Source organism: Mycobacterium colombiense, assembly GCF_001672755.1.
In the GTDB taxonomy this organism is placed as follows: Bacteria; Actinomycetota; Actinomycetes; order Mycobacteriales; family Mycobacteriaceae; genus Mycobacterium; species Mycobacterium colombiense_C.
The window spans coordinates 1-23,850 of record NZ_LZKI01000182.1 but is presented as its reverse complement, the minus strand read 5'-3'; the positions used below and the strand labels follow the sequence as shown (position 1 = coordinate 23,850).

Here is a 23,850-nt window from a genome sequence, read left to right as displayed (position 1 = left end):
GTTCGGCGGTGGAACACAAATTCTAAGGAACGCTTTCGCATCCAACAGGGCCACGCTGCCTTCGTCCCTCGCTACCGGCGGGGTATGGTCAGCTCATGGCCGTCACCGCTGACCGTCATTTGGCGCAGAATGAGTTTGCTGTCGAGGACATGTCGACAGGCATTTCCGCTAGCGGATACGGACAAGTCGGTGATGGGCGAAGTTTTTCGTTCCACATCGAGAACCGATCCCTTGTCGTCGAGGTTTACCGGCCGCGCCTGGCCGGGCCCGTTCCGCAGGCCGACGAGGTGGTCGCCAGGGCGGTCCGCAGCCTGGTCGAGATCGACCTCACCGACGAGCGCAGCCTGAGCGCCGCTGTGCGTGACTCCGTGGCGCACGCGGAGCCGGTTTCGCGCTAGGCCTGCCCGGACCCGTCCACCGGGTACCGTCGTGGTCGATATGACCGTCATCCTGCTACGGCACGGCCGCTCGAGTTCGAACACGGCTGGCGTACTCGCCGGTCGCTCCGAAGGCGTCGACCTCGATGAGAAGGGCCGTGAACAGGCCGATGGCCTGATCGATCGGATCGGTGATCTGCCGATTCGCGAGCTGGTCAGTTCGCCGCTGCTGCGCTGCCGTCGCACCCTCGATTCGTTGGCCGACGCGCTGTGCCTGACGCCGCTCGTCGACGATCGGCTCGCCGAGGTGGACTACGGCGAGTGGACGGGCCGTAAGCTCGGCGATTTGGTCAGCGAGCCGCTGTGGAAGGTCGTTCAGGCGCATCCCAGCGCGGCGGTGTTCCCCGGCGGCGAGGGCCTGGCTCAGGTGCAGGCGCGAGCCGTGTTCGCCGTGCGCGAGCACGACCGCCGGCTGGCCGCCGAGCACGGCGGCGACGTGCTGTGGGTCGCCTGCACTCACGGTGATGTCATCAAGGCGGTCATCGCCGACGCGTACGGCATCCACCTGGACGGGTTCCAGCGGGTTACCGCCGATCCCGCGTCGGTGAGTGTGATCCGCTACACCGAGCTGCGCCCGTTTGTGTTGCACGTCAACCACACCGGCGCGCGGCTGTCCGCCGGCCTGCGGGCCGGACCCCCGGCGAAGGCGGACGCGAAGCCCGAAACCGACCCCAAGTCCAACGGAGAGCCCCCGGAATCGGCCGCCGCGGCACCGTCCAGCGACGCGGTGGTCGGTGGTTCCACGGATTAATTCGGCGGCTACCTCCATCGGATCGCACGGCGGTGGCAACAGCCGGTATTTTGGGAAGTGCCATGGCCCGCGCAATTCATGTCTTCCGCACACCCGACCGCTTCGTGGCCGGGACCGTCGGCCAGCCCGGAAATCGCACGTTCTACATCCAGGCTGTGCACGACGCCCGAGTGGTGTCGGTGATTTTGGAGAAGCAGCAGGTGGCGGTGCTCTCCGAACGCATCGGTGCGCTGCTGCTCGAGGTGAACCGCAGGTTCGGCACGCCCGTCCCGCCGGAGCCCGCCGAGATCGAGGACCTCGATCCGCTGGTCACCCCAGTGGACGCCGAGTTCCGGGTCGGAACCATGGGCCTGGGTTGGGATTCGGAGGCCCAGACGGTGGTGGTCGAGTTGCTGGCGGTCACCGACGCCGAGTTCGACGCATCGGTGGTGCTCGACGACACCGAAGAGGGTCCCGACGCGGTGCGGGTGTTCCTGACGCCGGAGTCGGCGCGCCAATTCGCCACCCGCTCCAATCGCGTCATCTCCGCGGGACGTCCACCGTGTCCGTTGTGCGACGAACCGCTGGACCCCGAGGGCCATATCTGCGCACGCGCCAACGGATATCGGCGCAGTGCGCTGCTCGGGCCTGACGATGACCCCGAGGTCTGACGACCGTGAGGTGTTGCGCGACGGCGAGCTGACGGTCATCGGACGGATCCGCTCGGCCAGCAACGGCACCTTCCTCTGCGAATCGACGCTCGGTGAGTCCAGCGTGCACTGCGTCTACAAGCCGGTCGCCGGGGAGGCGCCGCTGTGGGATTTCCCGGACGGCACGCTGGCCGGGCGCGAACGGGCCGCGTATCTGGTCTCCGCGAAGTTGGGCTGGAACATCGTGCCCTACACGATCATTCGGCACGGGCCGGCGGGCCCGGGCATGCTGCAGCAGTGGGTGCAGCAACCCGGCGACGCGGTCGACAGCGAGCCGCGCCCGGGGCCGGATCTGGTCGACCTGTTTCCCGCCGGCACCAGGCAGCCGGGCTACCTGCCGGTGCTGCGTGCCCTCGACTACGCCGGCGACGAGGTGGTCCTGATGCACGCCGACGACATTCGCCTGTGGCGGATGGCGGTCTTCGACGTGCTGATCAACAATGCCGACCGCAAGGGCGGCCACGTGCTGCGTGACCTCGACGGCCACATCTTCGGGGTCGACCACGGCGTGTGCCTCCACGTCCAGGACAAGCTGCGCACTGTGCTGTGGGGATGGGCCGGCAAGCCGATCGACGATCACACGTGCCAGGCCGTCGCCGGCCTGGTCGACGCGCTGGACGATCAGTTCGGCGACGAGCTGGCCGAGCAGATCACCCGGGCCGAGATCGCCGCGCTGCGCCTGCGCGCGCGCACCTTGCTGGACAACCCGGTGATGCCCGGACCCAACCGGCACCGCCCCATCCCGTGGCCGGCTTTCTAGCGGTGATCGCAAGCGCGGCGCGGCCATCGGTGAAGGCCGCGGTGCGCCGTCGGCGATACTGAAGCGGTGAGCCCCGCCGCCGACGAGACAACCGCCGACGAGACAACCGATGCCGCCCTGGCCGCCGATCTCGCCGCCGATGCGGGGGAGTTGCTGCTGAAGGTCCGCGACGAAGTCGGCTTCGGATATCCCTGGGCGCTGGGCGACGCGGGCGACAGCCTGGCGAACGCGCTGATCCTGCGGCGCCTGCAGGAGGAACGGCCCGACGACGCGGTGCTCAGCGAGGAGGCGTACGACGACCTGTCCCGCCTCAAGCACGACCGGGTGTGGATCATCGACCCGCTGGACGGCACCCGCGAGTTCTCCACGCCGGGGCGCGACGACTGGGCGGTGCACATCGCGCTGTGGCAGCGTCCCACCGGCGACTCCAGCAACGGCCAGCGCGAAATCACCGACGCCGCCGTGTCGTTGCCGGCCCGCGGAAACATCGTCTACCGCAGCGACACCGTGACCGCCGACGCCGCGCGCGTCGGCGTCACCGACACCATCCGCATCGCCGTCAGCGCGACCCGTCCTCCCGCGGTGCTGCACCGGATGCGGCAGGCGCTGGCCATCCAGCCCGTCGCGATCGGCTCTGCGGGCGCGAAGGCGATGGCCATCATCGACGGCCACGTCGACGCCTACGTGCACGCGGGCGGCCAGTGGGAATGGGACTCGGCGGCCCCCGCCGGGGTGGTGATGGCCGCGGGGATGCACGCGTCGCGGCTGGACGGATCGCCGATGCGCTACAACCAACTCGACCCGTATCTGCCCGACTTCGTGATGTGCCGCGCAGAGTTGGCGCCGATCCTGCTGAGCGCCATCCGCGGCGGGTAACGCTACCGCCCCAACCGACGCCGCCAGTCTTTCGCCGAGAGCACCCGGACCATGTTTTCGACGAGGCTGCCCTTCTTGCGGCTGTAGGGGTACCAGAGCAGCTCCTTTTTCATCGCGACCCGGTCGGCGGCGATGGCCTTCTGGCGGCAGTATTTGCGAATGCCGTCGGCGCCGCCGGAGCGGGAACCGATTCCCGATTCCTTCCATCCCACCATCGGAAGCCCGAACTGCAGCAGGCTGGCGATCACGTTGTTGATGTTGACGCTGCCCGTATTCATCTGCCGCGCAACCGACATCGCCTTGTCTTTGTCCCGCGTCCACACGCTGCCGGACAACCCCAGGTTGGAGTCGTTAGCCCGCTCGACGGCCTCGGCGACGTCGCGCACCTTCATGACGGGCAGCGTCGGGCCGAAGGTCTCCTCGCGCATGCAATCCATGTCGTGGTTCACGTCGACCAGCACCGTCGGCTCGTAGAACAGGCCGCCGTCGTCGCCCGCCTTCCCGCCGGCGAGCACTTTCGCGCCTTTGCTCACGGCGTCGTCGACGTGGCGGGACACGATCGCGAGTTGCTGCGCTGTGGTCATCGACCCGACCTCGCAGGAGTAGTCGTGCGCGGAGTCCATCCCGGTGCGCAGCGCAGATGTCTTGGCCACCAACTTGTTTACGAACTCGTCGTAGATCGGCTCCTCGACATAGACCCGCTCCACCGAGATGCACACCTGCCCGGTGTAGACGAAGCCGCCCCAGACCGCGCCGTCGACGGCGCGGTCGATGTCGGCATCGGCGCACACGATCATCGCGTCCTTGCCGCCGAGCTCCAGGCTGCAGGGGATCAGCCGCTCGGCGGCCGCGACGGCGATGCGGCGCCCGGTGTTCACCGAACCGGTGAACATCACGTAGTCGACCGTATTAACCAGTGCCGCACCGGTTTCGCCGTAACCGAACACCGCGTCCAGCACGTCCGGCGCGCCGATCTGCTTCCAGCCCTCGACCGCCACCCGCCACGCCAGCGGCGTGAACTCCGAAGGCTTGGACAGCACGGCGCAGCCGGCCATCAGCGCCGCGGGAATGTCGAGCAGCGGCACCGACAGTGGCCCGTTCCACGGTGTGATCACCCCGACGAGGGGATAGGGCTGGTAGACCAGGGTCAGCTTCTTGCCCGCGTTCGCGGCGCCGTAGGGGCGCACCGTCTGATCGGCGAGGAATTCGGCGGCGTTGTCGATCCAGTAGTTGATGATCTGCAGCGCGGCGATCTCCACGCCGGTGTCGCCCCAGGACTTGCCCGTCTCGAGTTGCAGCGGCGTCAGCAGGTCGTCGCGGTGGTCGAGCATCCAGTCGCGCCACTTGCCCAGCCACCGCGCGCGGCCGTCGATTCTCATTTGCTGCCATAACGGCTGGGCCATGCGCAATCGGGTGGCCACCGCCTCGACTTCGGCGGCCGTCGAGACGGGGACGCCGCCGACGACTTGTGCCGTTGCGGGGCATCTGACCACGACTTCTTGCTGTGCGGCCGCGCCCGCGGTGTCTGGTCGGTCAGTTGTGTCAGTCGACATGGCAACCACCTCGCTCGTCGACACGGAGCGAATTTGCCCGATACCGGATTCAGCAAACCACAAATCGCGCCGCGGCGATATAGCTCGCGACGGGTATGGCTGCGGGTGATTCAGACCCGCATCGCCGGCGCGCCAGACCAGCGGAACAAGGCTGATCGCGCGCCTCCTTCCCGGCCCACCGCGTCGGCCGTATCGCCGGCGCGCCTAGGCTGATTGCCATGCAGTCGTGGTCGTCCCCACAGGTCCCCGTGTTGTCGGGACGCGGTCCGGAGCTTCGGCTGTATGACACGTCTGACCGGCAGGTGCGTCCCGTGGCGGCCGGTTCGACCGCCACGATGTACGTCTGCGGCATCACCCCGTACGACGCCACCCATCTGGGCCACGCGGCGACCTATCTGGCGTTCGATCTGATCTACCGGCAGTGGCTGGATCTCGGCCACGACGTCCACTACGTCCAGAACGTCACCGACGTCGACGATCCGCTGCTGGAGCGCGCCCAGCGCGACGGCATCGACTGGCGCGACCTGGCCGAGCGTGAGGTGTCGCTGTACCGCGAAGACATGGCGGCGCTGCGCATCCTGGCGCCCCGCGAGTACGTCGGGGCGACCGAGGCGGTCGCCGAGGTCGTCGAACTCGTCGAGAAGATGCTGGCTTCCGGCGCGGCGTACGTCGTCGACGGCGAGTACCCCGACATCTACTACCGCGCCGATGCGACTCCTCAGTTCGGCTACGAATCCGGCTACGACCGCGACACCATGCTGCGCCTGTTCGCTGAGCGCGGGGGCGACCCGCAACGGCCCGGCAAGACCGACCAACTCGATGCCCTGCTCTGGCGGGCCGCGCGGCCGGGGGAACCAAGCTGGCCGTCACCGTTCGGCCCCGGGCGCCCGGGCTGGCACGTCGAGTGCGCGGCGATCGCGCTCAGTCGCATCGGCAGCGGCCTGGACATCCAGGGCGGGGGTAGCGACCTGATTTTCCCACACCACGAATTCACCGCCGCGCACGCCGAATGTGTGCGCGGCGAGCGGAGATTCGCGCGCCACTACGTGCATGCCGGGATGATCGGCTGGGACGGGCACAAGATGTCCAAGAGCCGCGGCAACCTGGTGCTGGTGTCGCAGCTGCGCGCCCGGGGCGTCGAGCCGGCGGCGATCCGGCTGGGGCTGCTGGCCGGGCACTATCGCGGCGACCGGTACTGGAGCGATCAGGTGCTCGACGAGGCCATCGCCCGGCTGCAGCGCTGGCGCAGCGCGGCCGCGCTGCCGGCCGGTCCGGACGCCGCGGACCTGATCGCGCGGGTTCGCCAATACCTGGCCGATGACCTGAATACTCCCAAAGTCCTTGCCGCGCTTGATGGCTGGACCACCGATGCGCTGGAATACGGCGGCCACGACGCTGAGGCGCCCAGGCTGGTGGCGACCGCCGTCGATGCGCTACTGGGCGTGGCCCTCTAGCCGACGCGGCGGTGTGTTCTGGGTCAGGCCGGCACAGCCGTTCCGGCGCCGGGTTCGTCCGGGATGACCTGTGAGGCGGCCGTCAACGCGGGCGTCCACCATTTCGCCAGCGCCAACAGATCGACGGCTTCCTCGTAGAGGTTTGTTGAACGGGAGCGCACGGCAAATGCCCTATCGGGTGTCTCGGGTCGATGTCCGGCGGTCTTGGCCCCGGCGGCGTGCGCGAGCTCGAAAGCCGTTGTCGCGGAGCCCTGTTCGTCGGCAGGCACTGAGTTTTCCTGAAGGAATCGGGCCAGCTGGTCCGGGGCCGTACTACGCACATAGTGGCGCAGCTGCAGGATCGCGTCGCGAATTTCGATGACGGTTTGGTGCAGCTGGAGAGTGGTCTTCTGAAATCGCCGGTGGTCATGCTCGATGCTGAAACTGCTTTCCGGCACCACGGCCGTCATGCTGAGCCGCAGTGGCTGCAAACTCTTCCAGGTGCGGCTGATGCGGTCCAACCCGAAAAACGAATGCAGCCTGACGACGAGCGGCACCGCGCCGAAGAGGTAGACGATGACGGCCATCCACAGGAATTCCGACCCATGAACCCGGCCCCGGAATCCAACGGTATGAGTCCAGCCGAGCTGGTCGCTCACCGCCAACACCAGCGCCTCCATGCACGCCGCTGCCGTCACGACAACCGCAAGGATTCCGGCGGCGGCGAGCAGCGATTCGCGACGCTCGGTGGCTCTTATCAGCTCGGAGCCGAACATCCACAGCAACCGGGTCACCAAGATGACGATCATGGTCAGGTACAAGCTCAGCGCCAGCACCGCGTCCCAGCCGCCGGACACCTCAAATGTCTGTCCCGCAACGCGCGCACGGGTACCCGCACCCAGGAATGCCACCGACAACACGACGGCGGCCAGGCGGTAATAGCGATGACTGCGGCGCGTTTCCTCCGGTGAGACCTTGTTCCACAGCATGGTAAACCCGACGAATTCACCGGACGCTAAAATCATTGCGACGCAAGATAATTGCTGGGCGGTGGTCACGGTCATGAGAGCGCTGTTGGACAGCACCGCTTCGACCTTGCGCTCCCGCAACAGCTGGGCCAGCAGCAGCCAAGCCATCACATTGTTGAGGTAAGTCTGGTAGAGGTTGGCCCTGCACCATCGGAAACGTGCCGCGAGAACCATCCCCATGATCGTGATCACGGGCCACGCGATGATGCCTGGGATGGTGGAGGTCACTGGCGGCGGAAGAAGGCGCTACGCATCATGGAGTGACGCTCGGCGGCCTCCGCGGCGGCGATCAGCAGTAAAGAAGCGAACATCTCGGCATCGCGCTCCTGGTCACCGCCGTAGTCGCTGCGTCCCAGCACGGCGCGCACCGTGTCGGGATCGAGGTCGGGCAAGGCCTGGCACACGGCCGCATCGCAGGCGCGGCTGGCGCTACGACCATGGCCCAGCAGGATATGTCCGATCTCGTGGCCCACGATCTGATCGATGTGGTAGTCGGTGGTTCCGGTCTCATGCAGAATCACGTCTTCGTCGTCGCAGGCCAGCCAGAGCCCGCACGGGCTGTCCGCCAGCGCGGCCGTATCCGCCGGGACGAGCCGGATCGCCCGACCGCGCATTTGGCCCAAGTTCTCGATGAAGACGTTCCGGTCCCACGGGACCGGAATCGGGAGCGTGCGCGTCAGCGCAAGGATGTCAGCGTTTGATGCCGGCATCGAGCTGGTCATTTTGCCGGGAGGAGATAGGGGGTAATCGCTCGAGTTCGCGGAGGTGATCGACGATTGCCGCCAGGCTGTCGAGAGCCTGGGGAGTCAAGCCGGATGCACGGGCCGCCAGATCGCGCACGCCGTTGTCACGTAGCGCCTGCAACAGATTCAGCTGCGCGTCGATCGCCGGGTCGGTGCCTCGATCGATCAGATAGGACGGCGGCACGCCGAAATAGTCGGCGATCGCCCGTAAATGGGCGACCGTCGGGTTTGTTTTGAGGCCGCTTCTGAGTTGCCAAAGGTAAGCCGGGCTGATCGGGACTCCGGTTTTATCCGTGATCGCCGCCGCGGCCGCGGCGTTGGAGAGCGGGGGCGTGCCCGCCTTGCGCATCAGCTCGAAAAGCTTGTTCAGGCGGGTGGCCAGTCCGCTGTCACTCGGCCCTGTGGTCTGGACGCCGTCGACTCCCAATGCACTCTCATTTCATGCGAACGCCAGCAGTGTGTACCCATGTTACAGGCTCGCTCATGACGACCGACCCCCGATTCGCCACCCTGAGTCTTTTCAGGTGCACGACTGTGACCTCGGGATCTGCGGCTGGTGAAGCGCTTCACCATGTTTATCCACAGGGGTCGCCGTTCCGTTTTACATTTTCATCAACGTACGGTTGAATGCGTGACGTGTACTGCCGTGTACAGTTCGCCACCCGGTTGCCGCACCGCGAGTCGGCGATCGACGCGCTCGTTGGCGAGTGCGCAGACCCGGCTTTGCTGGCGAGCGGGATGGGGCGGATGCGATCGCACGGGATCGAACTTCGCTCCTGGGGCCCGGACACTCTTGACATTTCACATTGCGCGCAGCCGCGTGTTTCGCGCCGGCGAAGCAACGCACGGCGAGTTGAACCAGCATGGCAGGAGGTCGTGACGAAGTGCAGCAAAGTCGAATCGGGGCCTGAAGTCCGTCACGAACCACTTCCCCCGTTGTGTACATGTCGCCCGACTCAAATACCGAGGCGCCACTAAAAGCTGAATTCCCAGGGCTGGCCGACACCATCGGCGTTGTTAGCCAGTGTTGCATTCCGAGGCCCTAAATGTCTCAGGCGCCGCTTCGATGGGCGGTCTCATCCGAAGTGGTGCACTGTGTCTGTTGTTTGCTGTGCACTTCTCCCAAAGGCTGGCGTGAATCTATGAAACACCTGTATAACCCCTGCAACAATTTACACGAGTGTCGAATTTCTGCGGTGGACGAGCCTTTGCTGTCGCGCCAATATAGGGGTATATTTCTGGCAAATACTGGGCTGCAGAAGGAGTTGGGTCCGGTGCGTACTAAGAGCGAGTTGGCGCGGCCGCCGGTGGGCAGGCTGCTGCGCCGACCGCTCGGAAGCGACCGCGACCGGCCACAAGCTCTTCGCTCGGCTGCCGTCGCTGGGGCTTCTCTTGGGCCCGTTCGTGATTCACAACGTCGCCCACTGGGCACGCGCCTGGCTTTGCGAAACGCCTTGGCGCCCAAGCCCTCCCAGCAAGCCTAGGGTTTGCGGTGTCGGGGGAAGTCGGGTCGACGTGGCCAGTAGTGGGTCGCGACGTGGAGCTGCGGCGGTCACTGGCGGCGCTGAACAACTCGGAGTTTCACGGGGTGGCGTTGGTCGGCGACAGTGGGGTGGGCAAATCCACCCTGGCCCGCATGCTCGCCAAGACGGTTGAGTCGGCAGGGCGCACGGTGCGGTTCGCGCTGGGCACTCAAACGGGTTGCGCTGTGCCGCTGGGCGCGTTCTCCCGCGCGGTGAGCCTTCAGGTGACGCACGAACCGGCGGTCATGCTGGCCGCCGCGCACGACACCTTGAGCAAGGACAAGAACCTGGTCGTGGTGGTGGACGACGCGCAGTTGCTCGATCCGCTATCTGCCACGTTGATCAATCAGCTTGCGGCCAGCCGCAGTGCGCGGTTGATCGTGACGATCCGGTCGCGTGAGCCGGTACTGGATGCGGTGACCGCATTGTTGAAAGAGCGCCTGTTGCTGACCGTCCACGTGGAACCGTTCGGCCGCGAGCAGACGGGTCTATTGGCCGGCGCTGTTCTGGGCGGTCCGGTCGACTCTGGTCTGGTTGATGAGTTGTTTGAGCGCAGTGTGGGAAATCCGTTGCTGCTGCGTGGTTTTCTTACCGCGGGCCGGGAAAATGGAGCGTTGGCCCGCACCGAGGAAGGCTGGCAACTGCGGGGCCCCCTGCGCGCGGATCGCGAACTCCACGATGTTCTGGGGTTTCGGCTGCAATCGCTGAGCCCGGAGGAGTTGGAGGTGGTGGAGATCTTGGCCACCGCCGAGGGGCTGAAGTGGGAGATCCTGCGCGACATCTGCGATGCAGAGGCCATCGCAACTCTGGAGCGTCGTGGCCTGATCCAATTGGTTGCCGACGGATCCCACACCGTGGCGCAGTTGAATCACCCCATGCTCGGTGAAGCCGCGACCCGGCACGCTGGAATGGTGCGCGCCCGGCAACTCAACGGCAAATTGGCACGAGCTCTACGGAAGCATGAGCGGGCCGGGGACCGGCTGAAGCAGCCCGGCCTGCGAAGCCGGATCCGGTTGGCGCAGTTCATGATCCACAGCGACATGGAGCCCGACCTCGATCTGGTCGTCGAAGCGGCGCAGCACGCGCTGGCGATGTCGAATGTGGTGCTGGGTGAGGAACTGGCGAGGTTTGCGGTCGATCGCGGTGGGGGGCTGCCGGCCGCGTTGGTGCTTGCCGAGGCGGTGAGTTGGCAGGGCCGCGGCGACGAGGCGGACGAGGTGCTGGTCGACGCCGAACCCGACGACGGCGACGACTTCATGACCGCCCGATGGGGCTGCCTGCGCGCCGCCAACTTCTTCTGGGGCTGCGGGGACGTCGAAGCCGCCACTCGAGAGCTCTATGACGTGAAGAAGCGCGTCTCGTCCGAGGCCGGCCTGACCCTCATCAATGCGTTGGAGCTGTCCGTCGGCTACTTCCATGGGGATGTCGAGACGACGATCGAGGTCGGCCCGGGCCTGTGCGAGTCCGATGAAGTGCCGGTGGCCACCGTGTGGGCCGTTTTCCCGACCTGTGCCGCATTGGGGGCGGCCGGGCGTTTTTCCGAAATCGGCCGCATAGCGGACGTCGGGGTGCGTGCGGCTGCACTGTGCGGATTGGGGCCGCATCGATTCAACATCGGGATGACCGAGATCATGGCCGCGACGGCGGCAGGGGATGATTGCGCGGCCGAGCGAATCTACAAGCGTTACGCCGCGATGACCGACGGCCTTCCCGCGGCGGAGGCCATGGTTGACGCGATGCTGGGGCTCATTCGACTGAGCCGCGGAGAGCTGACCGCGGCGTGCGCTCTGTTCACCAGTGCAATCGCCGTGTTCTCGAAGGGTTTTGCGTCGCCGTGGCTGGTGGTCGTGGGCGCCTGGCAAGCCCAGGCCGAGGGGGCGCGCGGTGACGGCGCGGCGGCCACCGCGGCTTTGCGACGCGCGGACAAAGCCTATGGACCGCATGTTGCGGTGTTTGTGCCGGAACTCGAGCTTGCGCGCGCCTGGGAGCGGGCAGCGGCCGACGACGAGAAGGCCGCCCAGACGCACGCCTTGCAAGCGGCGGAGATCGCGCGCGCGGCGGGTTCGCACGTGATGGAGATGCGAGCACGCCATGCGGCGGTCCGCTTCGGCGACCGTTCTCAGGCCGCGAGGCTGGAAAAGCTTGCCCGTATTCTGGACACGGCGCTGGCCGGGGCAGTCGCTGATCATGCCCGCGGTTTGGCGCAACACGACGGCGACCTGCTCGATGCCACGGCACGTTCATTCGCCGATCTCGGCGCCTTGGCGAATGCCGCCGACACAGCGGCGCAGGCGGCCGGCGAACATGCCCGCCGGGGCGACCGGGCTAAGCGATACGAGTCGTCGGCCTGGGCACACGCTTTGGCCAGGCGTTGCGAGTTGCGCACGCCGGCGCTCGAGGCTGCGATATGCCCGCTTCCCTTCAGTGATCGGGAGCGCCAGATCGTGGGTTTGGTCGCGGCCGGTTTGTCGAACCGTGACATCGCCGAGCGGTTGGTCCTTTCGGTACGCACGGTGGAGGGACACCTCTACCGCCTTTTCACCAAGCTCGGCGTCAACAGTCGCGAACAGCTTGCCTTATTGGCAACCAGAGAGCCGTTTGCGGGGAGAGACTTCTTGACCCGCGGCAGCCAACCACTGGGTCGCGGGGACGATGTTCACCCCTATGCAGGCTAAGTTTGTATAGGCAACGTATAGAGTTCTAGGGGCCGCTACTCTATCTCGGCGCGCACACCACTCGACTTCCCTATAGATTCCGGCGACGGCCGCTCGAGCGGCCATACGCTCCGGCCCATGATAGGTAGTCGGAAGCACACGAGCGTGACCGCTGTTCACGATGTCGACTCGTCCGGACCCGCAGATGCGGTCCCGCCGAGCGAATTTCAGGTAGTCGAGGACGTGGTCCCGCCGGCCTGCTCGGGCGTGGCGGCTTCCTATGACTTCTTCGGACTTTATCTGGCAGCGGCGCGCTCCGGCTTTATGTAGCGCCGCGAGCTCGACGGGTCGGCCGGCGGATGCGAACCGCAGTGGCTCGCGGCATGCGGTGAGCGGTCCAGCAACAGTTTGGTTGCCATGTCGGCACCTCGGTGGGAGTGGGAGATACATCATTTGACGCAACGGGTTAACGGGTCGACGTGGCCCATTGTGGGACGCGATGTGGAGTTCCGGCGGTCACTCGCGGCGCTCAACAACGGGGACTTCAACGGGGTGGCGTTGGTCGGAGACAGCGGGGTGGGCAAGTCCACCCTGGCCCGCATGCTGGCCAAAACGGTCGAGTCGGCGGGACGCACGGTGCGGTTCGCGCTGGGCACTCAAACGGGTTGCGCCGTGCCGCTGGGCGCATTTTCCCGTGTGGTCAGCCTCGGAGTGGGGCACGAACCGGCGATCATGCTGGCGGCCGCGCACAACACTCTGGGCCAAGACAAGAACCTGGTGGTGGTGGTCGACGAGGCGCAGTTGCTCGATCCGTTGTCAGCCACCTTGATCAATCAACTTGCGGCCGGCCGTAGTGCGCGGTTGATCGTGACGATCCGGTCCGGCGATCCGGTCTTGGATGCGGTGACCGCGTTATTGAAAGAGCGCATGTTGCTGACCGTTCACATCGATCCCTTCACCCGCGAGCAGACCGGCCTATTGGCCGACGCGGTCCTGGGGGGCCCGGTCGAGCCCGGGCTGGTTGATGAGTTGTTTGAACGCAGTGCGGGCAATCTGTTGCTGCTGCGTGGCTTCCTCACCGCGGGCCGGGAAAGCGGGGCTCTGGTACACACCGATCACGGCTGGCGTCTTCAGGGCCCGCTGCGCCCGGATCGCGAACTCAACGATGCTTTGGAGTTTCGGCTGCAATCGCTGAGTTCTGCGGAACTGGAGGTGGTGGAGCTCTTGGCCACCGCCGAATTGCTGGAGTTGGAAATCCTGCGTGACATCTGCGATGCGGACGCAATGGCAAACCTGGAGCGCCGTGGTCTGATCCAGTTGGTTGCCGACGGATCCCACACCGTGGCGCAATTGAATCACCCCATGCTCGGTGAAGCCGCGGTCCGCCATGCCGGGGTGGTGCGCTCGCGGCAACTCAACGGCATTTTGGCGAAAGCTCTTCGCAGGCATCTGCGGGCAGTGGGGCGGCGCTCGCAGATCTCGGATCCCCGTGGCCGTATCCAGCTGGCGCAGTTCATGATGCGCAGCGATTTGGAAGCCGACCTCGATGTGGCTGTCAAGGCGGCGGCGGATGCGCTGGCGATGTCGAATGTGGTGCTGGGTGAAGAGCTGGCGAGGTTTGCGGTCGATCGTGGTGGCGGGTTGCCGGCCGCGTTGGTGCTTGCCGAGGCGGTGAGTTGGCAGGGCCGCGGCGACGAGGCCGAGTCCATCCTTTTGGATGTCGACGTCGATGACGCCGACGAGTTGTTGATCGCGCGGTGGGGTTGTCTGCGCGCTGCGAACTTGGCCTGGGGATGCGGTGACGCCGAAACCGCGATGCGCGTACTCACCGAGGTGAAACAGCGTCTCATGACCGAGGGCGGTCTCGAGCTGATCAATGCGTTCGAGGTTTCAATCGGGTTCTTCCGCGGCGACATTGAGACGACGATCGAGCTCGGGCCCGGGCTGTGTGAGCCCGGTGTAGTGCCGATGGCGACCGTGTGGGCGGCTGTCGCGACTTGCGGTGCCTTGATGGCGGCCGGCCGTTTCTCCGAAGTCGGCCGCATAGCCGCTGCCGGCGTGCGCGCGACGACGCTCTGCAGGGCAGGAGCGCAGCGGTTCGCCATCGGACTGGCCGAGGTTATGGTCGCGACCGCCGCCGGTGACTATCCGGCGGCCGACCGAATCCACAAGCGCTACGCCGCACTGGCTACGGGTCTTCCCGCAGCGGAGGCCATGGTCGACGCGATGCTCGGGCTCGTGCAGGTTACCCGCGGTGAGCTCTCGACAGCGTGCGCCACTCTAGCCCGGTGCATTTCCCAACTGTCCCAAGGCTTTCCGTCACCCTGGTTGCTGGTGGTGGCCGCCCTGCTGGCCCAAGCCGAGGGGACGCGCGGCGACGATGCGGCGGCGGCAGCGGCGTTGCGGCATGCGGAGGAAGCATACGGACCACATGTCGCGGTGTTCTTGCCCGAACTGGAACTCGCCCGGGCCTGGGAGCGGGCAGCGGCCGGCGACACGACGGCCGCCCAGACACATGCAATGCAAGCGGCGCAGATCGCGCGGACAGCCGGGATGCACGTTGCCGAGATGCGGGCACGCCATGCAGCCATTCGCTTCGGCGATCGTTCGCAGGCCACGCGAGTAGATGAGCTCGCCCGAACCTTGAACTCCGCATCGGCGCAAGCGGTCGCCGACCACGCGCGCGGGCTGGCACAACACGACGGCGACCTGCTCGATGCCGCGGCCCATCGATTCGCCGATCTCGGCGCACTGGCTTTCGCCGCCGATGCGGCGGCTCAGGCGGCCGGCGAACATGCCCGTCGCGGCGACCGTCGCAAGGAGGTCGAGTCGTCGACGTGGGCGCACGCGTTGGCCAACCAATGCGGGTCACGCACACCGGCGCTCGAGGCCGCGGCGCACCCGCTTCCCTTCAGCGGACGTGAACGTCAGATCGTCAGTCTGGTCGCGGCAGGGCTGTCCAACCGCGAGATCGCCGACCGGCTGGTCATTTCGGTACGCACGGTGGAGGGACACCTGTACCGCCTTTTCACCAAACTCGGCATCAACAACCGTGACCAACTCATCCATCTGATCAACCGAGATGCGTCGTGAAGCAACAGGTTGTCCGGGCATCGGGTAGGGCGGCCGGTCGGGAGCTGCGCCGCCGGCCCGTGGTCCGCCTGCGCCTCTGAGAGTCGCAGCCAACTGAAAACCGAAAATCCCTCCTGCACAGGGAAATAGCAGGTGGGCTTGTGCCGCGCGACCAGCGTGTCCAGCTGCTAAGTCCGGATTCGTCCAGGAACAGGAGACGGCGACATCGGTACGTCATGACCGACGTTCCGCGATGGCTCATGTCCATCGAAAACCAGCAGCCGGGTACCCATCTGGAACGCGCCAGGACATAGAAGGAGCCCACGCCGCGCGAGTGTTCAGCACGGACCCCACGGCCACCTCGGGCGGCGTTGCGGCACTACGTAAGAGAGGAAGCCGGCAGCGGCAACGAAAATCCCTGTTGCACAAGGTAATTCAGGGCAATAGGCTAATTTTCGGTTGTGCAATTTCCTGTCTCCGCAGAGCCACCACTCTGTCGGCTTGCGCCTACCACTCTATGTGGGGGTCCTGACTACGCTACCGACTTGATAAGCCTGACAACAGGATTGAAACCCACGACGCTCTGGGTCATGCACTTCGTCGAGACCGCGTTCGGGCGCCCGGCCAGCACCAGCTAGTGCACTCAACTGTTCGGCTCATGTCAAAGCAAAATTTGGAGGACTGGTGAGTACCAACCCGTTCGACGACGACAATGGCAGCTTTTTTGTCCTGGTCAACGACGAAGAGCAGCACAGCCTCTGGCCGGCCTTCGCCGAGATTCCAGCCGGCTGGCAGACGGTCTACGGGGAAGCCGATCGCGCTGCGTGTCTGGAGTACATCGAGCAGAACTGGGCTGACATACGTCCGAAGAGTCTGCGCGAGAGGCTGGCAAGCCGTGGTTTTGATAGTTGAACCGTGCGGGCGGCCGACGGAACCCGACGGCCAGGCATATCCGCTGACGCGCGGGCAGCTAGACACTTGGCTTGCACAGGAATCGGGCCAGTCCGATAGGCAATGGCAGCTAGGCCAATTCGTCAAAATCGAGGGCGCGGTAGACCGTGATGCCCTCGAGTGGGCGATCCACCGGGCGGTCCGGGAGGCCGAACGGGGCAGGGCCGCCATCTTCGAGGCGGATGGCCAGGTCTTCCAACGGGCGATGTGGACAAGATTGACATCACACTGAGAGAGGCTGGGGTCCATGGAAAGAATCGAGCACGATTTGATGGGTAACGTTGTGGTGAGCGACACGCAGCCGCAAGGATTCTTGTTGCGAACGCGCATCTGGCTCTTCCAATTCTTACAAAACATGTTCTTCCGGTTTGAAAACTTCATTGGACGCGCCTCGACGTACGGTGACCAAGAGTTTTTCGATCCGAAGGACTTTCCCTGGGTTGGGGCGATCGAGGCTGATTGGCGCAAGGTCCGCGCGGAGCTCGATGCGCTTCTGCCCTATGCGGCGGACATTCCTGCCTTCCAGGAACTCCAGCCGGCCCAGAAGGCGCTCACCCAGGACGACGGCTGGAAGACTTTCTTCTTCTACGCCTACGGTCTTAAGGCGCGGGGGAATTGCCGCCGCTGTCCGGAAACAACCAAGCTCCTCAAGCAGATGCCGGGCATGAAGACCGCGTTCTTTTCCATCCTCGCGCCCGGCAAGCACCTGCCGCCGCATCGTGGTCCCTGGAAGGGCGTGCTCCGCCTCCATCTCGGGCTGCTCATTCCCGAGCCGGCCGAGATGTGTGCCATCCGAGTGGGTTCGCAGACCCGTCATTGGCAGGAGGGCAAGGTGATGATCTTCGATGACACCTTCGAGCACGAGGCGTGGAACCGGACCGACGGGGTACGGGTGATCCTTTTTGTCGACATCATGCGGCCGATGCGCTTCCCGGCGAATGTCGTGAACGCGGTGTTCACGTCGGTGATCGCGATGCCCTTCGTGCCTCTCACCGGCCTCGCCGGTAACTATCTTCGCTGGGAAAAGCGTTTCGAGGCCCTCGTCAATCAGGGCGCCGCAGCGAAGTAGCGGTTTGAAGATGTCTACCGAACCGACCACGCTCCACCATACGAAGAGATACGTTCCCGCTTTCCTGCGGTCTCGCCGGTTCGCCGTAATCGTCGCGATCGGCGGCATGCAGCTGATGGTGGCGATGGACGGCCCTGTCGCGATCTTCGCGCTTCCCAGGATCCAGAACGAGCTGGGCCTGTCGGATGCCGCGCGGAGCTGGGTGATCACCGCCTACATGCTGACCTTTGGCGGCCTGATGCTGCTGGGTGGCCGACTGGGTGACACCGTCGGCCGCAAGCGCGCTTTCATCGTCGGAGTCGCGCTGTTCACTTTCGCCTCGACGTTGTGCGGCATCGCCTGGGACGGAAGCACACTGATAGCGGCACGGCTGCTGCACGGCGCGGCCGCCGCAATCATCGCACCGACCAATTTGGCGTTAATAGCGACCACGTTCCCGAAGGGGTCGACACGCAATGCGGCGACTGCGGTGCTCGGCGCGATGACCGGCCTCGGCGGGGTGCTGGGCCTGGTGGTGGGCGGGGCGCTCACCGACGTGTCTTGGCGGTTGGCGTTTTTGGTGAACGTACCGATCGGGCTGGCGGTTATCTACCTGGCCGTCATCACGCGGCAGGAAACGCAGAAGGAGCGGATGAAGCTCGACGCCACCGGGGCTGTACTGGCCACGTTGAGCTGTACCGCCGCCGTGTTCGGTCTCTCGATGGGCCCGGAGGTGGGGTGGCGATCGGCCACCACGATCGGTTCAGCCTTGGTGGCTCTAGCCGGTTTTGTGGCGTTCGTCGTGGTGGAGCGCACCGCCGAAAACCCGATCGTGCCCTTCAACCTATTCTTCGACCGCAACCGGCTGGCCGCGTTCGCGGCTACATTCCTTGCCGGCGGAGTGTTTTTCACCCTGACGGTGCTCGTCGGCCTGTACGTGCAGACCATCATGGGCTACAGTCCGCTGCACGCTGGCGTTGCCTTCATCCCGTTCGGTATCGCGGTGGCCATCGGGGTGGGCCTGGCGTCGAAGCTGATGATGTGGTTTCCGCCGCGAGTGGTGGTGATCCTCAGCGCCAGCTTGATTTTGGGCGCGACGCTGTACGGCTCGACCTTCAACCGCGGCATGCCGTACTTCCCGAATCTTGTTTTGCCGCTGATCGTTGGCGCTATGGGTATCGGCGCGATCTTCGTCCCGCTGACGCTATCGGTGATCGCCAGCGTCGGGTTCGACCGCATCGGGCCCACATCGGCGATTTCAGTGATGCTGCAGACCTTGGGCGGACCGCTGGTTTTGGTCGTCGTCCAGGTTGCCATCATGTCGCGCACGCTATCCCTGGGCGGCACCCTCGGTCCGGTGAACTCCATGAACGCCGCCCAGTTGCATGCGCTGGACAGCGGCTATACCTATGGAATGCTGTGGCTGGCTGGGGTGGTCGTGCTGCTTGGCGGGGTGGCGCTGCTGATCGGGTACACCGCCGAGCAGGTGGCCCACGCGCAGGAGGTGAAGAAAGCCATCGACGCCGGGGAGCTGTAGCGCGTAGCCGGCTACGTCTACAGAGCACGGACCGGACTGCTTGCCTTGGCCCGTAGGGTGTGCGACGCCCACCGGATCTTGGCGAAGCTCGGCGTCAAAAAGCAGGCGCCACCGCCTCATCCACCTACTTCAAGGTGAAGCAGGCCCAAGGCAAATGACGAGTTCAGCCCGACGTACGGGGTGTCCGGCAACGGCCCTCATGGTCGTCGCGGCCGAGGTCCGAGCCCCTGCGTAACGGCCAACGTCGGCACTCTCGACGAAACACGCTGTTGCAGAATGTAATCCGCGCCAGCACGCGTATCTTCGGTGATTGTTGCCTGTCACTACGCAAGCCACTCTGTCGGTTTGCGTCTACCACTCGATGTGCAGATCCTGACTACGCTACCCGGCTTGATAAGCCAGACAAAGGGTTTGAAACCCACAACGCTCTGGATCATGCAACGGGCGGGACCGTTGCCGGCCCAAACCCCCCGGGGGTAACTGGTCGAAATAGCTAGTGCAGCGAACTGTTCGACCCATGCCGAAAAGGATTTGGAGGACTGATGAGTATCAATCCTTTTGAGGATGACAGTGGCAGCTTTTGCGTCTTGATCAACGACGAAGAGCAGCACAGCCTGTGGCCGGCGTTCGCCGAGATTCCAGCCGGCTGGCAGATGGCTTACGGCGAAGCGGATCGCGCTGCGTGCCTCGAGTACATCGAACAGAACTGGGCCGATATACGTCCGAAGAGTTTGCGCGAGAGGGTGGCGGGCCGTGGTTTTGATATATGAGCCGTGCGGGCAGCCGACGGATCGCGACGACTGGGGATACCCGCTGACGCACGGGCAGTTAGACATTTGGCTTTCGCAGGAAACGGGTCAGCTCGGTACGGAGTGGCAGCTTGGCCTCTTCGTGCGAATCGAGGGCGCGGTAGACCGTGAGGCCCTCGAGTGGGCCATCCGCCGGGCGGTGGGGGAGGACGAACCGGGCAGGGCCGCCTTCTTCGAGGTGGATGGCCAGGTTTTCCAGCGGGCGATCGACTACCCGGATGTAGAGCTGGCCTTCTATGACCTCAGGGGCTCGGACCATGCCGTGCAGGAAGCCCACGAACTAGCGTCATCGATCCAACGCACGCCGATGCCGTTCAGCGGCCCGCTGTTCAAATTTGCGCTATTCCAGACACGGCCGGACGAATATTACTGGTTCGTATGCAGCCACCACATAATCATAGACGGAACCGGCATTGCCCTGGTAGGTCGTCGGATTGCAACTATTTACTCTGCAATTGTTACCGGCGCGCCGATCCCACCTGCATTTTTTGGCTCGTTACAGGACTTGGTTGACTGCGAGACAGAGTACGAAGCGTCCAGCGATTATTTGGAAGATCAGGCCTATTGGAGCGAAAACCTTCCCCAGCAAAACGGACCGGATTATCGGTTGCCTCAAGCCCCGAGCGAGCCGGATTCGTATTGGCCGTCGGCGCCGGTTCAATTGGATCCATGCGTCCTCGGCCGAATCAAAGAACTATCCAAGAGGTTGGGTATCCGTCGATCATCGGTCCTCACCGCAGCGTGCGCACTTTTGGTGGGTGCGTTCGACGCTGACGGTTCAGAGGTGGTATTCAACTTCCCGGTCAGCAGGCGAGTAGGTCCAACGTCAAAGCTGCTTCCCGGGATGGTGGCCGGGGTGGTACCGCTGGTCTTGACGACCAAGCCGGAAGCCTTGGTAGCCGACTTCTGTAAACACGTTGACACACGAATACGAGAAGCGGTGAAACATCAGCGGTTTCCGGTGCACCTTCTTGAGGGCGACGGTGATGTTCGCGGCCTCGGGCGGGCGGCAAATCGCGTAGTGCTGAATTTCGTGCCTGCCAGACTGACCCTGGATCTCGGCGGTGTTCCGGCAACAGCGACCTATACGACTTTTGGCCCAATAGGTCACTTTGGGCTGTTGTTCTACGGATTCGGTGATGAGCAGCTTTTCAGCACGGCCGGCGCCGGGCAGCCTTTTTCGAGTTTTGACGTCTCGGATTTAGCGGGGCGGTTGCAGCGGCTGTTGGTGGCGATGGCCGCTGATCCAACGCGGTCATTGTCGTCGGTACATGTGCTGGATGCCGGTGAGCGCGCCCGGCTGGATGGGTGGGGTAATCGGTCGGTGTTGACCGAGCCCGCTCCGCCGCCGGTGTCGGTCCCGGTGCTGTTCGCTGAGCAGGTGGCCCGCGCCCCAGAGGCTGTGGCGGTGACTTTCGAGGGCCGCTCGATGACCTATCGGGAACTCGAGGAAGCGGCTAACCGGTTGGCGCACTTGCTGATCGGCCATGGGGTGGGTGCGGGGCAACGGGTGGCGTTGTTGTTGGACCGGTCATCCACGGCCATCGTCGCGATGCTGGCGGTACTGAAGGCGGGGTCGGCTTACCTGGCGATCGACCCGGCGCTGCCGGCGGCACGGATCGGTTTCATGATGGCCGATGCCGCGCCGACGGCCGTGATCACCACCGCGGAGCTGCGCTCCCGGCTGGACGGGCATGACGTGATGGTCATCGATATCAACGACAAGGCTGTGGAAGCGCAACCCAGCACAGCGTTCTCGGTGCCGACCCCTGACGACATTGCTTATCTCATTTACACCTCGGGCACTACCGGGGTGCCCAAGGGGGTGGCGGTCACCCACCATAACCTGACCCATTTGGCGGACTCACAGCCTTCAGATCTGCCGGCGGCGCAGGTGTGGACGCAGTGTCACTCTTATGCGTTCGATTTCTCGGTGTGGGAGATCTGGGCCGCGCTGCTTGGTGGCAGCCGGCTGGTGGTCGTGCCCGACGAGGTGGTCGGCTCCCCGGATGATTTCCACGCCCTGCTGGTCGGTGAACGGGTAAATGTGTTGACCCAGACTCCTTCTGCGGTGGGGACGTTGTCGCCGGAAGGGCTGGAGTCGGTGGCGCTATTGCTCGGCGGTGAGGCATGTCCGGCCGAGATGGTGGATCGGTGGGCGCCGGGGCGGGTGGTGATCAACGCCTATGGCCCGACCGAGGCCACGGTATATGCGTCAATGAGTGCATTGGCGGCGGGATCGGGGACACCGCCGATCGGTGCGCCGGTGCCGACTGCGGCGCTATTCGTGCTCGATGAGTGGTTGCGGCCGGTACCGGCTGGGGTGGTCGGTGAGTTGTATGTGGCCGGTCGCGGCGTGGCGTGTGGGTATGTGGGCCGGCCTGGATTGACCGGGTCGCGGTTTACGGCCTGCCCATTCGGGAGGCCCGGGGCGCGGATGTATCGCACCGGGGATCTGGTGCGCTGGGGCGCTGATGGGCAGCTGCAATATCTGGGCCGTGCCGATGAGCAGGTCAAGGTCCGCGGCTATCGCATCGAACTCGGGGAAATCCGCGCGGCGCTGGCCGCACTCGATGGGGTGGATCAGGCGGCGGTGATCGCCCGTGAGGACCGTCCCGGCGACAAGCGACTGGTGGCGTACGTCACCGGGACCGCCGAGCCGGCCGAGCTACGCCTCCAGCTGGCCGAGCGGCTGCCGGAATATATGGTTCCGGCCGCGGTGGTGGTCCTCGACGCGCTGCCGTTGACGGTCAGCGGCAAACTTGACACCCGAGCCCTGCCCGCACCGGAGTACCAGAAGCACGCCGGCCAATACCGTGCTCCTTCCAACCACACCGAGGAGATCCTGGCCGGTATCTACGCCCAGGTACTCGGCCTCGAGCGGGTCGGTGTCGATGATTCGTTCTTCGATTTGGGTGGGGATTCGCTGTCCGCGATGCGCCTGGTCGCCGCGGTCAACGCCGGCCTGGATACTCACCTGGCGGTGCGCACGGTGTTCGAGGCGCCCACGGTGGCCCAGTTGGCGCCCCGCATCGGTATCGATGGGGGTGGGTTGGAGCCGTTGGTGGCCGTGGAGCGGCCGGCGGTGGTGCCGTTGTCGTTTGCCCAGCAGCGGTTGTGGTTCATTGATCAGTTGCAGGGGCCCTCACCGGTTTACAACATGGCGGTGGCGTTGCGGTTCAGCGGGCGCCTTGATGCCGACGCGCTGGGTAGGGCGTTGGCCGATGTGGTGGCTCGCCACGAGAGCCTGCGCACCTTGTTCGTCGCCCCCGACGGGATCGCCCGGCAGCTGGTGGTGTCCCCCGAGCGAGCCGACTTGGGCTGGCAGGTCGTCGACGCCACCGGCTGGTCGGCAGGCCGGCTAGAGGAGGCCATCGATCCCACGGTGCGTCACCCGTTTGATTTAGCCACCGAAATCCCGTTGCGGGCAACGCTTTTCCGCGTCGCCGACGACGAGCATGTGCTGGTGGCCGCGGTGCACCACATTGCCGCCGACGGCTTGTCGGTCACCCCCCTGGTGGCCGATCTGGGGGTGGCTTATGCCAGCCGGTGTGCGGGGCAGGCCCCGGACTGGGCGCCATTGGCGGTGCAGTACATCGATTACACGCTGTGGCAGCGTGCGCAGCTCGGCGATCTGGCCGATCCCGAGAGCCCGATCGGCGCGCAGCACCAAGGTATTGACGAAGAAGCCCACCAGTTCATCGAGTGCGGGATCACCGCGCCCGGCGATCGGGAACCCCACCGCCACATCAGAATTGGCGCTGAGCTTGGCCAACAACACCGCCAAGGCGGCCTGCATCACCATGAAGCTGGTCGCGTTGTGCTCACGGGCCACGCTGCGCACCCGCTGCTGCAGCTCGGCCGGCCACTCCACGGCCACACTGGCGCCGCGCTGATCGGCCACCGTCGGGTAGGGCCGATCGGTGGGCAACGCCAGCCGCTCGGGCATCCCGGCCAGCTCCTGCTCCCAATAAGCCAGCTGCGCG

16 protein-coding genes and 2 pseudogenes are annotated in these 23,850 nt (G+C 65.3%); 13 read left to right on the top strand and 5 right to left on the bottom strand.

Features of this window, described 5'->3' with window-relative positions; all coding sequences use genetic code 11:
* Positions 1 to 95: 95 nt before the first annotated feature.
* The 5 genes from A5708_RS22905 (at position 96) to A5708_RS22885 (ending at position 3,513) form a co-directional block, all read left to right on the top strand.
* On the top strand, positions 96 to 398 hold the full coding sequence (locus A5708_RS22905; RefSeq protein WP_065030803.1) for a hypothetical protein: 303 nt from the start codon (positions 96 to 98) through the stop codon (positions 396 to 398).
* A gap of 40 nt (positions 399 to 438) precedes the next feature.
* Entirely contained in the window at positions 439 to 1,188 is a 750-nt protein-coding gene (locus A5708_RS22900) for a histidine phosphatase family protein (protein ID WP_065030802.1), read from the top strand.
* 62 nt (positions 1,189 to 1,250) lie between these two features.
* The gene (locus tag A5708_RS22895) at positions 1,251 to 1,838 is read left to right on the top strand and encodes a DUF3090 domain-containing protein (protein WP_007770786.1); all 588 of its coding nucleotides are present in this window, start codon (positions 1,251 to 1,253) and stop codon (positions 1,836 to 1,838) included.
* Positions 1,822 to 2,637: an SCO1664 family protein gene (locus tag A5708_RS22890; protein WP_065030801.1), complete on the top strand. Its 816-nt coding sequence runs from the start codon at positions 1,822 to 1,824 to the stop codon at positions 2,635 to 2,637. Before A5708_RS22895 ends, A5708_RS22890 begins: the two co-directional genes overlap by 17 nt.
* A gap of 66 nt (positions 2,638 to 2,703) precedes the next feature.
* Positions 2,704 to 3,513, top strand: a complete 810-nt coding sequence (locus tag A5708_RS22885; RefSeq protein WP_065030800.1) for a 3'(2'),5'-bisphosphate nucleotidase CysQ — start codon at positions 2,704 to 2,706, stop codon at positions 3,511 to 3,513.
* 2 nt (positions 3,514 to 3,515) lie between these two features.
* Here the strand turns inward: A5708_RS22885 and A5708_RS22880 are convergent, their stop codons facing one another.
* Positions 3,516 to 5,066, bottom strand: coding sequence for an aldehyde dehydrogenase family protein (locus A5708_RS22880; protein ID WP_065030799.1), 1,551 nt, complete (start codon positions 5,064 to 5,066; stop codon positions 3,516 to 3,518).
* A gap of 218 nt (positions 5,067 to 5,284) precedes the next feature.
* Between A5708_RS22880 and mshC the strand changes: the two genes are divergently transcribed.
* Complete coding sequence (mshC, locus tag A5708_RS22875; RefSeq protein ID WP_065030798.1) at positions 5,285 to 6,520, top strand: cysteine--1-D-myo-inosityl 2-amino-2-deoxy-alpha-D-glucopyranoside ligase; 1,236 nt, start codon at positions 5,285 to 5,287, stop codon at positions 6,518 to 6,520.
* A gap of 23 nt (positions 6,521 to 6,543) precedes the next feature.
* Here mshC and A5708_RS22870 read toward each other — a convergent pair whose 3' ends face one another.
* From A5708_RS22870 to A5708_RS22860, 3 genes are read right to left on the bottom strand one after another with little or no spacing between them, the layout of a single operon-like run.
* On the bottom strand, positions 6,544 to 7,719 hold the full coding sequence (locus tag A5708_RS22870) for a DUF6545 domain-containing protein (RefSeq protein WP_155766155.1): 1,176 nt from the start codon (positions 7,717 to 7,719) through the stop codon (positions 6,544 to 6,546).
* A 32-nt stretch (positions 7,720 to 7,751) separates the two neighbouring features.
* Positions 7,752 to 8,249: an ImmA/IrrE family metallo-endopeptidase gene (locus tag A5708_RS22865; protein ID WP_231117995.1), complete on the bottom strand. Its 498-nt coding sequence runs from the start codon at positions 8,247 to 8,249 to the stop codon at positions 7,752 to 7,754.
* Positions 8,218 to 8,619 (bottom strand): helix-turn-helix domain-containing protein, encoded by a 402-nt coding sequence (locus tag A5708_RS22860; protein ID WP_231117997.1) that lies wholly within the window; start codon positions 8,617 to 8,619, stop codon positions 8,218 to 8,220. The genes A5708_RS22865 and A5708_RS22860 overlap by 32 nt, the downstream gene beginning before the upstream one ends.
* A 1,176-nt stretch (positions 8,620 to 9,795) precedes the next feature.
* Here A5708_RS22860 and A5708_RS22855 point away from each other — a divergent pair.
* The 7 genes and pseudogenes from A5708_RS22855 to A5708_RS22820 all read left to right on the top strand — a co-directional run.
* The gene (locus A5708_RS22855) at positions 9,796 to 12,468 is read left to right on the top strand and encodes a helix-turn-helix transcriptional regulator (RefSeq protein ID WP_065030795.1); all 2,673 of its coding nucleotides are present in this window, start codon (positions 9,796 to 9,798) and stop codon (positions 12,466 to 12,468) included.
* 480 nt (positions 12,469 to 12,948) lie between these two features.
* Positions 12,949 to 15,540 carry a helix-turn-helix transcriptional regulator gene (locus tag A5708_RS22850; RefSeq protein WP_065030822.1) on the top strand — a complete coding sequence of 864 codons (2,592 nt, stop codon included), beginning with the start codon at positions 12,949 to 12,951 and terminating at the stop codon, positions 15,538 to 15,540.
* Positions 15,541 to 16,203: 663 nt separating this feature from the next.
* Entirely contained in the window at positions 16,204 to 16,431 is a 228-nt protein-coding gene (locus A5708_RS22845; RefSeq protein WP_065030794.1) for an MbtH family protein, read from the top strand.
* A gap of 286 nt (positions 16,432 to 16,717) precedes the next feature.
* The gene (locus A5708_RS22840; RefSeq protein ID WP_196772722.1) at positions 16,718 to 17,539 is read left to right on the top strand and encodes an aspartyl/asparaginyl beta-hydroxylase domain-containing protein; all 822 of its coding nucleotides are present in this window, start codon (positions 16,718 to 16,720) and stop codon (positions 17,537 to 17,539) included.
* Between the two features lie 4 nt (positions 17,540 to 17,543).
* Positions 17,544 to 19,055: an MFS transporter gene (locus A5708_RS22835; RefSeq protein WP_269199409.1), complete on the top strand. Its 1,512-nt coding sequence runs from the start codon at positions 17,544 to 17,546 to the stop codon at positions 19,053 to 19,055.
* A gap of 542 nt (positions 19,056 to 19,597) precedes the next feature.
* Positions 19,598 to 19,825 carry an MbtH family protein gene (locus A5708_RS22830; RefSeq protein ID WP_065030792.1) on the top strand — a complete coding sequence of 76 codons (228 nt, stop codon included), beginning with the start codon at positions 19,598 to 19,600 and terminating at the stop codon, positions 19,823 to 19,825.
* Positions 19,809 to 23,531 (top strand): annotated as a pseudogene (locus A5708_RS22820) (non-ribosomal peptide synthetase); the annotation flags it as partial. The gene A5708_RS22830 and the pseudogene A5708_RS22820, both read left to right, overlap by 17 nt.
* 39 nt (positions 23,532 to 23,570) lie before the next feature.
* Here A5708_RS22820 and A5708_RS28065 read toward each other — a convergent pair.
* Positions 23,571 to 23,813 (bottom strand): annotated as a pseudogene (locus A5708_RS28065) (condensation domain-containing protein); the annotation flags it as partial.
* Positions 23,814 to 23,850 lie beyond the last annotated feature (37 nt).

Bases quoted from the DNA above. Each gene is read 5' to 3' on its own strand.
- A5708_RS22905 (WP_065030803.1), top strand. From the start codon at position 96: ATGGCCGTCACCGCTGACCGTCATTTGGCGCAGAATGAGTTTGCTGTC.
- A5708_RS22900 (WP_065030802.1), top strand. From the start codon at position 439: ATGACCGTCATCCTGCTACGGCACGGCCGCTCGAGTTCGAACACGGCT.
- A5708_RS22895 (WP_007770786.1), top strand. From the start codon at position 1,251: ATGGCCCGCGCAATTCATGTCTTCCGCACACCCGACCGCTTCGTGGCC.
- A5708_RS22890 (WP_065030801.1), top strand. From the start codon at position 1,822: ATGACCCCGAGGTCTGACGACCGTGAGGTGTTGCGCGACGGCGAGCTG.
- A5708_RS22880 (WP_065030799.1), bottom strand. From the start codon at position 5,066: ATGTCGACTGACACAACTGACCGACCAGACACCGCGGGCGCGGCCGCA.
- mshC (WP_065030798.1), top strand. From the start codon at position 5,285: ATGCAGTCGTGGTCGTCCCCACAGGTCCCCGTGTTGTCGGGACGCGGT.
- A5708_RS22865 (WP_231117995.1), bottom strand. From the start codon at position 8,249: ATGACCAGCTCGATGCCGGCATCAAACGCTGACATCCTTGCGCTGACG.
- A5708_RS22860 (WP_231117997.1), bottom strand. From the start codon at position 8,619: ATGCGCAAGGCGGGCACGCCCCCGCTCTCCAACGCCGCGGCCGCGGCG.
- A5708_RS22840 (WP_196772722.1), top strand. From the start codon at position 16,718: ATGGAAAGAATCGAGCACGATTTGATGGGTAACGTTGTGGTGAGCGAC.
- A5708_RS22830 (WP_065030792.1), top strand. From the start codon at position 19,598: ATGAGTATCAATCCTTTTGAGGATGACAGTGGCAGCTTTTGCGTCTTG.